This is a genomic window from Paenibacillus sp. FSL L8-0340, from assembly GCF_038593145.1.
Lineage (GTDB): Bacteria > Bacillota > Bacilli > Paenibacillales > Paenibacillaceae > Paenibacillus_AQ.
Genome location: NZ_CP151967.1, coordinates 5,417,559 through 5,432,389, shown reverse-complemented (window position 1 = coordinate 5,432,389; position 14,831 = coordinate 5,417,559). Strand labels below are relative to the sequence as shown.

Here is a 14,831-nt window from a genome sequence, read left to right as displayed (position 1 = left end):
GCCCCCTGGGTCCGGTACGAGTAAACGAACCCGCTGCGGGCTTTTAGGGCCTACTTTCAATCCACCTTTCCCGGTTTCACCAGCGTCCACAATCAACACTTTTATATCTGGACTTGTATCTGTAGAATCAAGTGGGGGGTTGTTCTGTCTAAGGACACATGAAGGACATATCACTCGATTAAGCTGAAAAATATAAAAATGGTTTGAGGGCGGGGACTATATTGAAAAAGAAAGTTCTTCTCGTTGAGGATGAAAGCCGCATTCGTGAGCTTGTTTCCGATTATTTCATAAAGAACGACTGGGAAGTACAAGAGGCGGATAATGGAAAAGATGCATTGAGCTGGTTTGATTCGCTGCAACCGGATCTGCTGATTCTGGATATTATGATCCCCAAGATGGACGGCTTTGAAGTGTGCCGGGAAATCCGCAAAAAGGCAGCGATACCCATCATATTGTTGACGGCCAAATCCGGAGATGAAGATAAAATTCACGGTTTTGAACTGGGTGCGGATGATTATGTGACGAAGCCGTTTAGCCCAAAAGTACTGATAGCCCGGGCGAATGCGCTAATGAAACGGGTCGAAGGAGGCCATTTGCCGGAATCCAGCATCGTAAAGTTTGGTTCCGCAATGTTTAATACGCTGGCTCATCGGCTTGAGGTTGCTGGTGCAGAAATAGAGCTTACCCCTAAGGAATATGATTTGTTATGGCTGTTGATCCGAAATAAGGGCATTGTAATCTCAAGGGACACGATCCTTACCCGGATATGGGGGATTGAATTCGAAGGCGATTCCCGTGTAGTGGACAGCCACATCAAAAAACTGCGAAGTAAGCTGGGGTATGAGTCACGCTATATTCGCACGGTGATTGGCACCGGGTACATATTTGAGGACGAGGCATGAAAAGATGGGGAATTACCTTTAAGCTGTTCGTAATGACAGTAGTGTTTTTTGTCTGCTTTTACGGGATGGTGATTTTGAGCCAGCTGTTTTTCTTTGACGGCTTCTATCAGCAGCAGAAAGAAAACCGCGTGGAGAAGCATCTCAAGAGCTTTGGTTCAAGCTACACAAGTGAGTCGTGGGATACGAGCAGGACTTCTCAGGAGCTTGCCCGCTTCATGCTGCGCAATAAAACGCAGCTGGTTATTATGAAGCTGGACGGCAAAATGAAATCGGAAGACCCGTTTCATATGAAGGTTATGAATGAAGACGGCCAGATCATAGCTGTTTCTTTATCCCTGTTCATGAATCAGTATGGAGATGAGTTTAGCGCAGCAAATATTAAGCTGGATGATCCGTTGACCATTCAGGGAGACCAGCTTATTGAAGGAGATGTCTACTCACCGGAGCTCATATTCCCCACTAGCATAAAAAAGCAAGGGTCCGCAGCCATTGGGGATGAATCAGAGGGAGGAGACACTCAATTTTCCGGTATTGTCACGGAGATCGTTTTACCGAATCTGAAAATATGGAACCCGCGTCAGGGCATCCTGTTTGAGGCCTTGGACGAGTGGTTTCCGTTGTCTGAGGCCCGGGTGGAACAATTCAAAGGGCTACAAATGCAGAAAGCGGATTGGACAGCTCCTTGGGGTGGGATCCGCAACTCTGTGATGATTCTGCCTGTGCAGCAACGCAACGGAGATATTGATCTGTTATTCACTGTCACCTCCTTACAGGAGGTTAAGGATTCGAATGATGCGCTGCGCTGGTTCTTTTTATATCTCGGAATCGGAGGCTTTGTATTTATTCTAATACTGTCCTACTTCTATTCTAAAATGGTAGCCCGTCCACTGATCAAGCTGAACAAAATTGCCAAACGTATGGTTTCCCTGGACTTTACAGGACATCCCTCCATCCGGCAGAAGGATGAACTGGGGAGCTTGTCCAATAGCATGTTCACCTTATCACAAAGTTTGGATTCTGCCTTGAGTGAGTTGAGGGAGGCCAATCAGCAGCTGGTCGAAGATATGGAGCGCAAACAAAAAATGGAGACCATGCAGCAGGACTTTTTTGCCAATGCCTCTCATGAACTGAAGACGCCTCTAAGTATTATTAAAGGATTTGCCGAAGGATTAGAAGACGGAGTAAGTGCGGCTAAACAGGATTACTACATTAAGGTCATTATTGAGGAATCTGAAAAAATGGGGTTTCTTGTGAATGATATGCTAGATTTGTTCAGATTGGAGTCGGGGACAACTAAACTCCGGAAGACCTCCTTCATGCTGACGGAACTGACGGAAAAGGTAGCGGACAGGCTGATTCACTTTCTGCAGGAAAAGCAGTTGCAAGTGATGATAATTCCTGCTAATGAAATGCCGGTATACGCGGATGCGGGCTGGATCGAACAGGTTATTCTTAATTTTCTAACCAATGCAATCAGGCATGCTGAAGATGGAAGTACCATAACCGTGAATGTTCAGAGCGATGAGAAGTCTACTGTATTCTCTATTCATAATAAAGGTGAGTCGATACCCGAAGATCAGCTGGGGCAAATCTGGGAGCGGTTCTACAGGGTTGAGCCTTCCCGGAGCCGACTGACAGGTGGAACGGGACTGGGGCTTTCCATTGCAAAGCGGATACTGGATATGCATGGCTGTAGTTATGCAGTGGAAAATATCGAGGAAGGCGTCAAATCTATGATTAGATTTGAAGGCTAATCCCACCAATACATGTACTGTAGCGAAAGGAGTAAGACAGCATGAAATGGAATTGGCTGCCTTCAATGTTTACTTTGGCAAATTTGGGAATTGGAGCATTCTCTTTGCTCTTCACAATTCAAGAACGATATAGTTTGGCATTAACCATGATATTGTTAGCGGCTTTGTGTGATGTAATGGATGGTTTGCTGGCCCGGTGGCTGCATTGTACCAGCGATTTCGGCAAGCAATTGGACTCACTGGCAGATATCATATCCTTTGGATTGGCTCCTGCGTTTCTGATTTTGTTGTACAAGCTGGAAAATGTTCAGTGGCTGGGGACCCTGGCTGCAGTTGCTTTCCTGATTTGCGGCGCACTGCGGTTGGCCAGATTTAATATATCAGCTTCTTCGAAGGGTTTCGTTGGGATGCCGATTACTGCTGCAGGGGTGATCCTTTCGATGATCTCTTTGCTGGATGGACGGATGAAACCGGAATACATAGTCGTATTAATGTTGATGCTGTCTATAATGATGATCAGCCGGCTTCCCTTCCCTTCTTTCAAAAAAAACTTCAACAGGAAGTGAAATATTGATGCCTTGGATGATGGAGTTAATTTCACATTACGGTTATTTAGCAATTTTTGCTCTTTTGGCGCTTGGAATTCTTGGACTTCCCGTACCTGACGAAGTGTTGATGTTGTTTGTAGGGTATTTGTCGTCCATTATGGTTCTGAATTTCACACTTTCGGTACTGATCGGCTGCATAGGGTCCATAACAGGAATGATGATCAGCTACACCATTGGTCTGCGGCTGGGACAACCGGTTGTGAATAAATACGGTAAGTGGATTGGGCTTACCCCGAAGCGGTTTATCAGAGTCAAGGGATGGTATATACGCTTTGGAATTTGGACGGTTGCTTTTGCCTATTTTATTCCGGGGGTCAGGCATGTTGCCAGTTATATTTCCGGCATCAGTGCCATGCCCTTCAAAAAATATGTATGGATATCCGTTGCATGTGCGCTGACCTGGTCACTCCTTTTTGTTTCAATTGGCTACTTTATAGGTGCCAAGGCTTCTTTCTCCTAAACCATAATACTCCTTTTCAGGGCTTGCCTAATCACAAGTTCTGGAGAGGAGTTTTTTTGGAATTCAGCCGAAGGGGGGCTTGACAGCTGTTTTGAAAGCGGTTATATTTATCTCGTAAACAATACGTTATATAACGTTATACAAAGGAGAGAATCAAATGAATGTACATCAGGTTGTTGAAGCTATTCATGGAAAAGTGGCCAAGGGGATTTCAGAGGTTTATTTTGTAGCCTGCGGAGGTTCGCTGGTTGATATGTATCCCTCAAAGTATTTTCTGGAAAGCGAAGCGAAAAAGCTGGTAACGGGTCTATATACGGCTAACGAGTTTGTTCATGCTTTGCCTAAACGTCTGGGCAAACAATCGGTAGTTATTGTTTGTTCTCATGGCGGAAATACACCGGAATCGGTGGCTGCTGCACAGGCTGCCAAAGAGAAAGGCGCACACACCATTGGTTTAACCCATAATCAGGATGCCGCGTTGCTGAAATTTTCTGATTATTCTTTCCTGTATGAATGGGGAGATGACAGTGACGTCAAAAATAATCCAATGGCGATCATTTTGGAGCTAGCTGTTGAATTTTTGCAGGTTTCCGAAGGTTATGCACATATTGACGCTTTTCAAAAAGGATTGCAAACCATTAACGGTATTATTAACCAGGGTAAAAAGCAGGTTGCTCCACGAGCCCGTGTATTTGCCGAAAAGTACCGCAACGAAGAGTTATATTATATCCTGACAAGCGGAGCTTCTTATGGTCATGCTTATGGATTTGCGATCTGCTCTCTGATGGAAATGCAGTGGCTTCATGCAGCGGCTATCCACTCCGGCGAATTTTTCCATGGTCCGTTCGAAGTAACCGATAAAGAAACTCCATTCATCTTAATGATTAATGAAGGCCGCACCCGTGAGCTGGATGAACGCGCACGCACCTTCCTGAATCAATATGCTGAAAAAGTCGAAGTGATTGATGCTAAGGAGCTTGGCTTAGGTGTTATTGCCGACGAAGTCGTGGAATTCTTTAATCCGGTATTGTTCTACAGTATTATCTGCGTCTACCGCGAGGCATTGGCCGAAGTAAGAAGTCATCCGCTGGAAACCCGCCGTTATATGGGGAAAGTAGCCTACTGAACGGGAGTGTAAACCATGAGAGTATTAGGGATTGGCGATAATGTGGTCGACAAGTATGTTCATCTGCGTATGATGTACCCCGGTGGCAACGCACTCAATTTCAGTGTTTTCGCCAAAGGAGAGGGTGCGGATGCGGCCTTCCTCGGCGTGTTCGGTGATGATGATGAGGCAAGGCTGGTAGAGAATACATTGCAACAGCTGGGGATAGATACCTCGCACTGCAGACATCACAGCGGTGAAAATGGATGTGCACGCGTAACGCTGGAGAACGGGGAAAGAGTCTTTCTCGGCAGCAACGAAGGCGGGGTTACCCGACTTCATCCCATAGAACTTAGTGAAGACGATAAGGAATACATCCGCGGATTCGATATTGTCCATACGGGTCTTTACAGCCACACCGGGCACCTGCTTACTGAGCTGAATGATCTGAAGATTCCACTTTCATTTGATTTTTCCGATGACTTTGAGGAAGAGCAAGTAGAACGTTATATAGGAAATGCCGATTTTGCCTTCTTTTCCTGCAGCCATATGACGGATGAAGAGACGCAAAGTTATATTCGTTCCAAACGCAAGAGAGAGGGTCAGGTATTAGTTGCAACACGAGGCGGAGACCGGTCTATCGCCTATGATGGAACAGCCTTTTATTATCAATCGCCGGAGTTCATCCATGCTGTGGATACGATGGGAGCAGGGGATTCCTATATTACAGCCTTTTTACTAAGCATGATTAAGGACGGGGATATTCAAGCCGCAATGAAGGAAGGTTCGAGATTAGCTGCCAAGAGCTGTCTGGTAGAGGGTTCATTTGGATTCGGAGCCCAATATTAATGGGAACACTTATCTTTGCTTGTGAAAAAGAGAATCGTTTGTTACTCTAAAGAAAGAGTAATATAACGTTATATAACAAGTGAGGGTAAACCATGTTAAATGCAGAAAACGCTGAGCCATTATACATTCAATTGAAAAATGCGGTTCAATCCGCAATCGCCAACGGCAGCTTTAATCAAGGGGATAAAATACCAACTGAAATTGAGCTGGCCGAGACCTATAATGTGAGCCGGATTACTGTTCGCAAAGCGATAGAGGAATTGGTGAGAGAAGGGTATTTGACGAAGCGGCAGGGCAAGGGCACGTTTGTGAATAGGCCCAAGATCGGCCGGAAGATTGAGCATATCATCAGTTTTACGGCTGCCTGCAAAGCGAATGGAGTTTCATCGCATAGCGTAGTCACGGAAAGAAAAAAGGTGAAAGCCGATTCAGATACCGCAGAGCGGCTGCAAATCCAGCCAGGTGAGTCTGTGCTGTATATTCAGCGCCAGAGATATGCCGGCGAACAACCGCTGATGCTGGAAAATAACTATTACCCGTTTGACCGTTTCGCTTTCTTAATGGAGGCCAATCTTGAAGGCTCGATATATGAGCTGTTGCGGAACGAATACAATATTGATCCGAACCAGCCGGGAGAGACGATATTACAAATTGTCTTGGCTGACGAACCTCAGTCGAAATTACTTGAAGTTCCGATCGGCCAGCCTTTGTTTTACATGAACACCATTATTTACGACCAGTATAGTAAGCCGGTTCATGTAGGGAAGCAGTTCATTATTGGTGACCGTTACCAATTTACTTTGTAATTCATTAGAGTCAGCTGGAATTTTAAATACGTAAAAGCTACTGTTTCTTCCGATGATGGAGAAGCAGTAGCTATAGTATAACGTTATAAGTCGTATTATAAATTTGAACTAAGGCGGAGAGATCATGGGAGCAGTTAAACATGGTTTTGCAGAAAGAGTACTAATGTCTAGTGCCGTGTTTACAGGAAAAGAGGAGGATGCCTCGCCTGGATTCATCGCCCTGCAAGGGGAACGGATTGCCGCGGTCGGCGATCCGGCAGAGGCAGAAGCCTGGATCGGACCGAAGACGATTGTCCATCATCTGAGGGATGCGTTGATTATGCCTGGTGTGCATGATAATCATGTGTTTTTTACCGGATATATGTCCTTGCACCGTGGCGTGGATCTGACAAATGCAGCCTCTATAGAAGATGCCTTGCAATTGCTTATAGAAGAAGCGGAACAACAACCTGAAGATCAAAATGTATACGCTTACGGCTGGAGCCGGGAGTTATGGGGAAAGCTCCCAGAGCAAAGTATATTAGATATAGCTTTTCCTCAAAGGGCCGTCATTGCCATGAATCGGACGAAAAATTATTGCTGGATGAACCAAATCGCCCAGGATAAATATCGGTTCACCCCTGATCATTGCAGTGCCGAGGCGCGTGCCAGCTTACTGTATGAAATGATGCAGGATCGGGAATTAGTCAAAAAAGAGTTTTTGGATTTCACCCGGATGCTTGCCAAGCGGGGTGTAACCTCCATCAAAGATATAGGCTTTGACCAGCACAGCGGTTTATTGCCGGTTCTTGAAGAACTGGAAGCTGCCGGGGAACTGCCGCTGCGGTTTCATTTTGCGCTGGAACCTGTGCTGCAGCCGATTGATATTCCCGCCGGAATTCAATATAAAGAACGCTATCAAGGGGAGGTTCTCCGCTTTCAGGGATTCAAGCTGATGATAGACGGTGTTGTGGCTGATCATACAGGGGATATGCTGGAGCCTTACGCAGATCTGCCGGGAGTAACTACTTTGCAGCCGGTTGACTATGACGTAATTGAAGCTGCAGTATTTGAAGCAGACAGGCATGGAATCAAGTGCTGTCTTACGGCTGAAGGGGATGCAGCAATTCGCAGAGCTGTAGATATGCTCGAAACCTGCCGTCAACAGCAGGGGGATCATCCAATTAAACATTCTATCAGTGATTTGGAATACCCTCACCCCGATGATTTAAAACGGATGGGGGAAAACGGGATTTTCGCCGAGGTATATGCCCAGATCCTGCTGTTAAATCCCTCCTATGAAGATGCGTATATGGCGGCTGTGGCTGGAAAAGCGAATGAAAGCCGGTTCTATGATTACCGGTCCATGCTGGATGCGAACATCCCCATTTCCATTGGCACTGATTTACCGTTGTTCCTCACTAGTGTTCCTGATTCGATCTACGCGGCCACTTTCCGGTTGTTTCCTGACGGGTCACCACCTGAAGGCTGGAATGTTGAGCAGGGAATGCCAGCATCTGAAGTCTTAAAGGCATGGACCCTTAACGGGGCCAGGCACTGTGGTATGGAAGAGAGCACGGGAACCTTAGAAGCGGGGAAATATGCCGACATTGCTGTATTTGACCGCAATCTTCTGGATACAACAGCTGCCGATATCAGAGACGCACAAGTCGTATTAACTATTGCTGCCGGGAAAATCACCTACGACGCTACTAGGAATGAGGGATAAAATGGAAACCTCTAAACGTAAAATAAAATGGTCTCTGCCTCATAGTTATACATTGATTTTCTTGATTATAATAGCGATTGCCGGTTTGACTTGGGTTGTCCCGAGCGGTCAATTTGACCGGCAGGAAATCATTGTAGATGGTTCAGCCAAGACAACGATTATCCCGGGAACCTATCATTCCGTACCGAAAGTCAGTGAAGAGGGCGATTTGCGGCAGGGACTTGCGCAAATCGCCAGTGCACCAATGGAAGGCATTATCAATGCTGTTGATGTGGTTGCCTTCGTACTTATTGTAGGCGGAGCCTTTGGGATTATTTTGCAGACCGGTGCGATTGACCGGGCGCTGATGGCCTTGGCCGGACGGCTCAAACAAAAAGGGATATTGCTGATTCCGATAGCGATGGTTATTTTCAGCCTTGGAGGTTCCACGTTCGGAATGAGTGAAGAAATAATACCTCTTTACGCCATTTTTATTCCTTTGATGTTTGCACTCGGTTTTGACTCCATTACGGCCATCCTCATCCTTTATCTTGGAACACAGATCGGTTATATCGGCTCCACCGTTAATCCGTTTTCAGTATTGATTGCGCAAGGCGTAGCGGGAGTGCAGGGCAATCCACAGCTATGGCTGAGATTTATTGAATGGATTGTTTTCACTGCGATATCAATCGGTTTTACCATGTGGTATGCGCAGCGGGTGAAGAAAAATCCGGAGAAATCTCCTGTATTCCAGAATGACATTTTAAATCGTCAGCACTTTATTAAAGAGAACTCAGACATAAAGGTGAGCTTCACCCATCGGGATAAACTCATCATTGGCGGCTTTATCGCTACCTTGGGGTTGATTGTGTGGGGAATTATGACCAAGGGCTGGTATATGACCGAGATCGGCGCCCTTTTCTTCGCACTTGGTATTTTCTCGGGTGTGGTCACCAAGATGAATCAGAAGGAAATCGCTGAGAATTTCGTAAAGGGCTGTGGCGAATTCATCTATGCGGCGGTCATTATCGGGCTGGCCCGGGGAATTCTCGTCGTTGCTGAGAACGGCATGATTATCGATACGATCCTGAATGCACTGGCAAACCTGCTTGAAGGTCTGCCAAACTATTTGTTCACTACCATCATGCTGGTCGTGCATAATATTATCACGTTCCTGGTGCCCTCTTCCTCCGGTGAGGCCGCTTTAACGATGCCCGTGCTTGCCCCATTGGGCGATCTGGTCGGTGTCAACCGCGAAGCGGTAGTAACCGCTTATCAATTTGGAAACGGGTTGACCAACCTCATTTCCCCAACAGGTGGAGTATTATTAGCAGGACTGGCAATCGCCCGGATCAATTTTGGGCAGTGGCTCAAAGTCATCCTTAAGCTGTTTCCAATCTTGTGGCTGGTGGCTGCAGTCTTTGCCGCGATATCTTCAGCTGTGGGAATGTAAGTACTGTATAGATTGAACTTATAATTCTTCTGTTTCCGGATTGGTCGTGACTACAGAGAATGTTTGGACTTCCGGCCGCTGTTAGGTTTGGATTTCCTGAATTTAACCGCGAATCGCGGTAGAAATCCAAACCTAAAGGCGGACGCTGCCGCTCCTACAGTTCCAAAATTCCCCTCCGCCACTTTTCCCTTTTGTGTAGTTATTAAGTTCATTCTATATGGGGGTGTCCCAAAAGTCGATTTTCTATGACCAGGTCTAATCTTCTTCTTTCTAAAAAACAGAGCAGCGATTCTCCCGTTATTGGGGAATCGCTGCTCTTCAGTTTTGCTCCATTGAAGCTTGCTTCAGCAAAAATATACATAATCTATGTGTTCACCAACAAAATCTGCAATATTTTGATTTTCCCTTTTTTGATATATTGTGAACCCAACACTCTCATACATTCGTTGAGCAGGGATTAGGTCATTATTTGTGGTTACAATGATTTTTCTTACATTATCTTGGGTAATTCTATTGACCGCTTCTTGAAGCTGTATTTTACCATAACCATTGCTTTTGTGTTTTGAAGCAATGCAATTATGGCCAATTTCCGCATACTCAGGCATATTTCTCGGGTCACATGAAACAAATCCGATGGCTTCATCGTTTAGTGTTGTGATAAACCCGTATTTATCTGCAATTTGCAAATTGTCAAAGAAAAAGTTGTCAAAAACTTGCCAATCAGAATTACTACTTTGCTGATATCTGCAATCAAATGAATATGTATCTTTCAATAATTCAAAGAGTATTCCTCGATTAAAGTCGCTCACTTTTTTAAATTCAATACTCATGTACTAATAACCCCCATTTTTTTAAAACGTCCTTCTCCATGTAAAGATCTTAAGTTCAATTTATATTAGGCAAATCATTAAAATCTGGATTGGGCAGCGATTGAAACAACGGTCCGTTCGCGGAGCGTCCATCCAAGTGCTCAAGTTGATCCTGCTTTTTCCCGATAACCTTTACGATAAAGAGCAGGTGTGATCTCTTCGAATTTTTTGAAGATTTTAATGAAATAACCGGGTTCATTGAAGCCCAGCTCATCACTGATTTGAGAAACGGGCATATCGGTCACTTCGAGCAGCTGCTTCGCCCATTTCACCTTAAGCCTTGCCAAATAAGTGGTGAAGTTTTCCCCTGTTTCCTTCGCAAAAAGTCTGCTGAAATAGCTGGGACTGATGTGACATAGCTCAGCCATATGACTTAATGTTATATTTTCACTTTTGTTATTGTAAATATAATCCCAGGCGGGTTTAAAGATCGGATTTGTACAAATACTCATATCAGAGGATGTGTTTTTAAGGTAGGCATCCGCGATGGCATTGGTCATTTCTTTTTTGATCGACTCAATATTTTTAATGGTGTAGCCGGGCAGAATAGTGGAGAGGTTTAGGGCTTCATCGTTTCCGGCAGCCTTCTCGAACATTTCGACCAGCAGATTTTTGTTGAGTGCCTCTTCGATAATATAGTTGCATAGGAGAAACAGCATGTTGGATATTTTCACGACTTCTTCATAGGTCATCGTTGGTATATCATCGTAGTATGCCTTCAATTGATTTCCTTTGAGCAGATGTGATGATTTGTTTGGCGAAGATACAATTTGCTCCAGATCTGTACCGTTCTCAGGATCGGAAAGCTTGACCTGCCCCGCCATCACAGCACCCAGGTATTTATCATCCACAGTGATCGGAATCGCAATATCTATAATATTAAAGTGGCATAGATAAACGTAAGGTGCATTTAATCGAACTGCTTCAAGCCCGCCGCGGGAATCACACTTCTGGCAAAACGGCAGCAGCTCCGGATCCTTCCGCACATTCTGACAGAAAGCCTGGCAGCTGCTGTGGCTGGTCACAGGGATTCCCTTGTAATCAACCGTCAAAATAGCCAGCTTGGTAACGGTAGCCAAGGAATCCTGAAGCCGCTTCCATTTTTTGAGATCCAAAAATTTGCTTATATTTAAGGACTCTTGCATCAAAAAAATCACCCCTCGATTTAAAATCGTATAATAAGGACCTTCTTTATGGCAAGAGGATACCATTGTTACTGCACAGTGCAAATAATTACGATTAAGAATTATAATTATTGGTTATGATATTCCACTATCAAGATCAATATCCTGCTTTATACTCTAATTAAATAATAAAATTTGTTATAAAAAACAGGAGGCGTTAGATTCATGAGAAAAGCATTCATTAGTCCAACTAAATATGTTCAAGGTGAAGACGAGTTATTAAATCTTGGCTACTTTGTAACTTCATTTGGTTCCTCCGCTTTGTTGATTGCCCATCCGGATGATGTGAAACGGGTAAAGGATAAGCTCGATGCTACGTCTAAGAAGTTTAACATCACCTTTGTTGAAAGCGGTTTTAAGGGAGAGTGCTCACGTCAGGAAGTCACCAGATTACAGGCTATTGCGACAGAGAAGGGCTGTACCTGCACAATCGGCCTGGGCGGAGGCAAAGCGATTGATGCGGCCAAATGCGTCGCTCAGGGAGAAGCTCTGATCATTTGCCCGACGATTGCTGCTACCGATGCACCTACCAGCCATTCAGCCGTGCTGTATACACCGGAGGGGGCTTTTGATGATTATGCCTATTTCAAGCAAAGTCCAAGTGTTGTTTTGGTAGATACGACGGTGATAGCCAATGCGCCTACACGCTTTCTTGTGGCAGGGATGGGGGACGCTTTGTCCACCTATTTTGAAGCAAGAGCGACCTCCAAGTCTTATTCGAGAGTGAACGCCAGTCTGCCCATGGGCTCAAGAGAAGGCTACTGTGCCCCTGCTGTAGGAACGAACGCAGCGCTCGCCCTCGCAACCCTATGTTATGAAATGCTGCTTAAAGACGGGGCGAAAGCGAAGATAGCCAGTGATAGTAATGTGGTTACACAGGCGCTGGAGAATATCGTGGAGACTAATATTTTATTGTCGGGTCTTGGTTTTGAAAGCGCAGGCTTGGGCGGCGCACACGCGATCCATGATGGTTTAACGATTCTGGAAGGAACACATTCTTACTATCACGGAGAAAAGGTTGCCTTCGGCACACTTGCCCAACTGGTGCTGGAGAATGCCCCGACGGAGGAATTGCATCAGGTTCTGGATTTTTGTCTGGAGGTAGGGTTGCCTGTGTGCCTGGCGGATATCGGCGTAGATCATATTACAGCTGAGGAACTGCTTCAAGTCGCTGAAAAAGCCTGCATTCCTGAAGAATCCATTCATGCGATGCCGTTCCCTATCACTGTAAAGGAAGTTGCAGCTGCGATTGCCGCGGCAGACAGAATTGGCCAAAACTACAAAACAGCCCGGGAGGCCTAATCCATGAAGAAGATCATCAATCAGCCGGAGAACACGGTCATTGAAATGTGCAATGGCATTGCCATGGCTCATCCGGAGCTTGAATTTGTGAGGAAGTATAAAATCATTAAGAAAAAAGAAATCAATGAAAATAAGGTCAGCCTGATTAGTGGCGGTGGCAGCGGACATGAGCCTGCACATGCAGGATATGTGGGGAAAGGCATGCTGGATGCGGCGGTATGCGGAGATATTTTCGCCTCCCCGTCCCAGATCCAGGTATATCAGGCCATTCAGGCAACCGCCAGCAAAAAGGGTACCTTGATGATTATAAAGAATTACAGCGGTGATATGATGAATTTCAAGAACGCAGCTTTTTTGGCTGAAGAAGACGGGATTGAAGTCGATTATGTCCGGGTAGAAGATGATATTTCGGTACAGGACAGTTTATATACGGTAGGGCGCCGGGGAGTAGCCGGAACTGTACTGGTGCATAAAATTGCCGGGGCGGCTGCAGAAGAGGGCTGGAGTCTGGCGCAGGTGAAAGCCGCTGCGGAGAAAGCGGCTGCAAATGTCCGCAGCATCGGTTTCGGATTAACCTCATGTACGGTTCCTGCCAAGGGAACCCCCACCTTCGAAATTGCTGAGGATGAGCTGGAATATGGCGTCGGCATTCATGGGGAGCCGGGAATCCGCCGCGAAAAAATAGCAACTGCCGATAGTCTGGCAAAACGTATGGTGGAGGCACTTTTAGCGGATTTAAAGATCGGGGGCGAAGCTTCTTCCGAGATTGCACTACTCGTTAACGGATTTGGGGGAACTCCGCTGCTGGAGCTGTATCTGTTAAATAACGCCGTGACCCGGGAATTAGCAGAGAAGAAAAATATTAAGATTTGTAAAACCTTCGTCGGAAACTATATGACAAGCATTGATATGGCCGGAGCCTCCATCACCCTTATGAAATTGGACGAAGAACTGAAAATGCTCTTATTCAAGGAAAGCGATACCCCTGCCTTCAAAGTTTCAGGGCCTACGGAAAGCGTTCCGTATGTTGATATTGCCCGGGACAATCTCACAGAATCATCTGTATCCTTTGAGACAGAAACACCTGAAGCATATGCCAAGATCAATGGCGATACCTTTACACTCGATAATTTCGTCTATCTGTTAGACAAGATGAGCGAAATCATTATTAGAAATGAAGTTCCGTTCTGTGAACTGGATTCACATGCCGGTGATGGCGATTTCGGGATGAGTATTGCCAAAGGATTCCGGCAGTTGAAGCGGGAGTGGAAAGATATTCTGGCACATAGCCAAGCGGACATAGGAAGCTTTATGAATGCTTGTTCACTGGTTATTATGGAATATTGCGGAGGGGCTTCCGGACCGATCTGGGGTTCTGCATTCCGTTCAGCGGGTAAGGCTGTTGGTGCGAAAACAGAAATAAGTATTTCTGAATTTGCTGACATGATGCAGGCCGCTGTACAAGGCATACAAACAGTCGGTGAACGTTCATTCGGGCGTGGAGCCGTGGTGGGGGACAAAACCTTGATCGACGCTCTTGTGCCTTGTGCAGATTCCTGGTCGAAGAGCAGTCAGGCCGGAGATGATTTCAAAACCGCTTTTGTGAAGGGTGCCGATGCAGCCATTGAAGGAGCCAAAAAGACAGAAGCTATTGTGGCACGTATGGGACGCGCAGGCACTGTTGGCGAAAGAAGCATTGGATATCCGGATGCGGGTGCCTATGCGCTTGGGGTTATTTTTAAGGAGCTTTCGGATCAATTGAAATAAAAAGATCACATTCTCAAAAGGTATCAGCGTTAGATCTCTTAGCGCTGCTATACCTATTGCGAGTATTGATAACGCTTACATTTAA

General features: G+C 45.7%; 13 protein-coding genes. 11 read left to right on the top strand and 2 right to left on the bottom strand.

Going from position 1 to position 14,831, the window contains the following annotated elements; translation table 11 throughout:
* The first annotated feature begins 221 nt into the window (after positions 1 to 221).
* The 9 genes from NST07_RS24855 to NST07_RS24815 all read left to right on the top strand — a co-directional run bounded on the left by NST07_RS24855 (position 222) and on the right by NST07_RS24815 (position 9,624).
* Positions 222 to 902, top strand: a complete 681-nt coding sequence (locus tag NST07_RS24855; protein ID WP_076114419.1) for a response regulator transcription factor — start codon at positions 222 to 224, stop codon at positions 900 to 902.
* A complete protein-coding gene (locus NST07_RS24850) occupies positions 899 to 2,656 on the top strand; it encodes an ATP-binding protein (RefSeq protein ID WP_342480337.1) in 1,758 nt (585 codons plus the stop codon). The genes NST07_RS24855 and NST07_RS24850 overlap by 4 nt, the downstream gene beginning before the upstream one ends.
* Positions 2,657 to 2,697: 41 nt before the next feature.
* Complete coding sequence (gene pssA / locus NST07_RS24845; protein WP_341095104.1) at positions 2,698 to 3,222, top strand: CDP-diacylglycerol--serine O-phosphatidyltransferase; 525 nt, start codon at positions 2,698 to 2,700, stop codon at positions 3,220 to 3,222.
* Between the two features lie 7 nt (positions 3,223 to 3,229).
* Complete coding sequence (locus NST07_RS24840) at positions 3,230 to 3,724, top strand: DedA family protein (protein ID WP_341095103.1); 495 nt, start codon at positions 3,230 to 3,232, stop codon at positions 3,722 to 3,724.
* A gap of 157 nt (positions 3,725 to 3,881) precedes the next feature.
* The gene (locus NST07_RS24835) at positions 3,882 to 4,850 is read left to right on the top strand and encodes an SIS domain-containing protein (RefSeq protein WP_342480336.1); all 969 of its coding nucleotides are present in this window, start codon (positions 3,882 to 3,884) and stop codon (positions 4,848 to 4,850) included.
* Positions 4,851 to 4,865: 15 nt separating this feature from the next.
* Positions 4,866 to 5,678: a fructoselysine 6-kinase gene (locus tag NST07_RS24830; RefSeq protein ID WP_342480335.1), complete on the top strand. Its 813-nt coding sequence runs from the start codon at positions 4,866 to 4,868 to the stop codon at positions 5,676 to 5,678.
* Between the two features lie 92 nt (positions 5,679 to 5,770).
* Positions 5,771 to 6,484 (top strand): GntR family transcriptional regulator, encoded by a 714-nt coding sequence (locus tag NST07_RS24825; protein ID WP_342480334.1) that lies wholly within the window; start codon positions 5,771 to 5,773, stop codon positions 6,482 to 6,484.
* A 124-nt stretch (positions 6,485 to 6,608) separates the two neighbouring features.
* Entirely contained in the window at positions 6,609 to 8,192 is a 1,584-nt protein-coding gene (locus tag NST07_RS24820; RefSeq protein ID WP_342480333.1) for an amidohydrolase family protein, read from the top strand.
* A gap of 1 nt (position 8,193) precedes the next feature.
* Positions 8,194 to 9,624 (top strand): YfcC family protein, encoded by a 1,431-nt coding sequence (locus NST07_RS24815; protein WP_342480332.1) that lies wholly within the window; start codon positions 8,194 to 8,196, stop codon positions 9,622 to 9,624.
* A gap of 344 nt (positions 9,625 to 9,968) precedes the next feature.
* Here the strand turns inward: NST07_RS24815 and NST07_RS24810 are convergent, their stop codons facing one another.
* Entirely contained in the window at positions 9,969 to 10,454 is a 486-nt protein-coding gene (locus NST07_RS24810) for a GNAT family N-acetyltransferase (protein ID WP_342480331.1), read from the bottom strand.
* A gap of 140 nt (positions 10,455 to 10,594) precedes the next feature.
* On the bottom strand, positions 10,595 to 11,641 hold the full coding sequence (locus tag NST07_RS24805; RefSeq protein WP_341095091.1) for a PocR ligand-binding domain-containing protein: 1,047 nt from the start codon (positions 11,639 to 11,641) through the stop codon (positions 10,595 to 10,597).
* A gap of 201 nt (positions 11,642 to 11,842) precedes the next feature.
* On the opposite strand from NST07_RS24805, the gene NST07_RS24800 reads away from it, so the two are divergent.
* A complete protein-coding gene (locus NST07_RS24800; RefSeq protein WP_341095089.1) occupies positions 11,843 to 12,979 on the top strand; it encodes a glycerol dehydrogenase in 1,137 nt (378 codons plus the stop codon).
* Positions 12,980 to 12,982: 3 nt separating this feature from the next.
* Positions 12,983 to 14,746 carry a dihydroxyacetone kinase subunit DhaK gene (gene dhaK, locus NST07_RS24795; RefSeq protein ID WP_342480330.1) on the top strand — a complete coding sequence of 588 codons (1,764 nt, stop codon included), beginning with the start codon at positions 12,983 to 12,985 and terminating at the stop codon, positions 14,744 to 14,746.
* Positions 14,747 to 14,831: the final 85 nt, after the last annotated feature.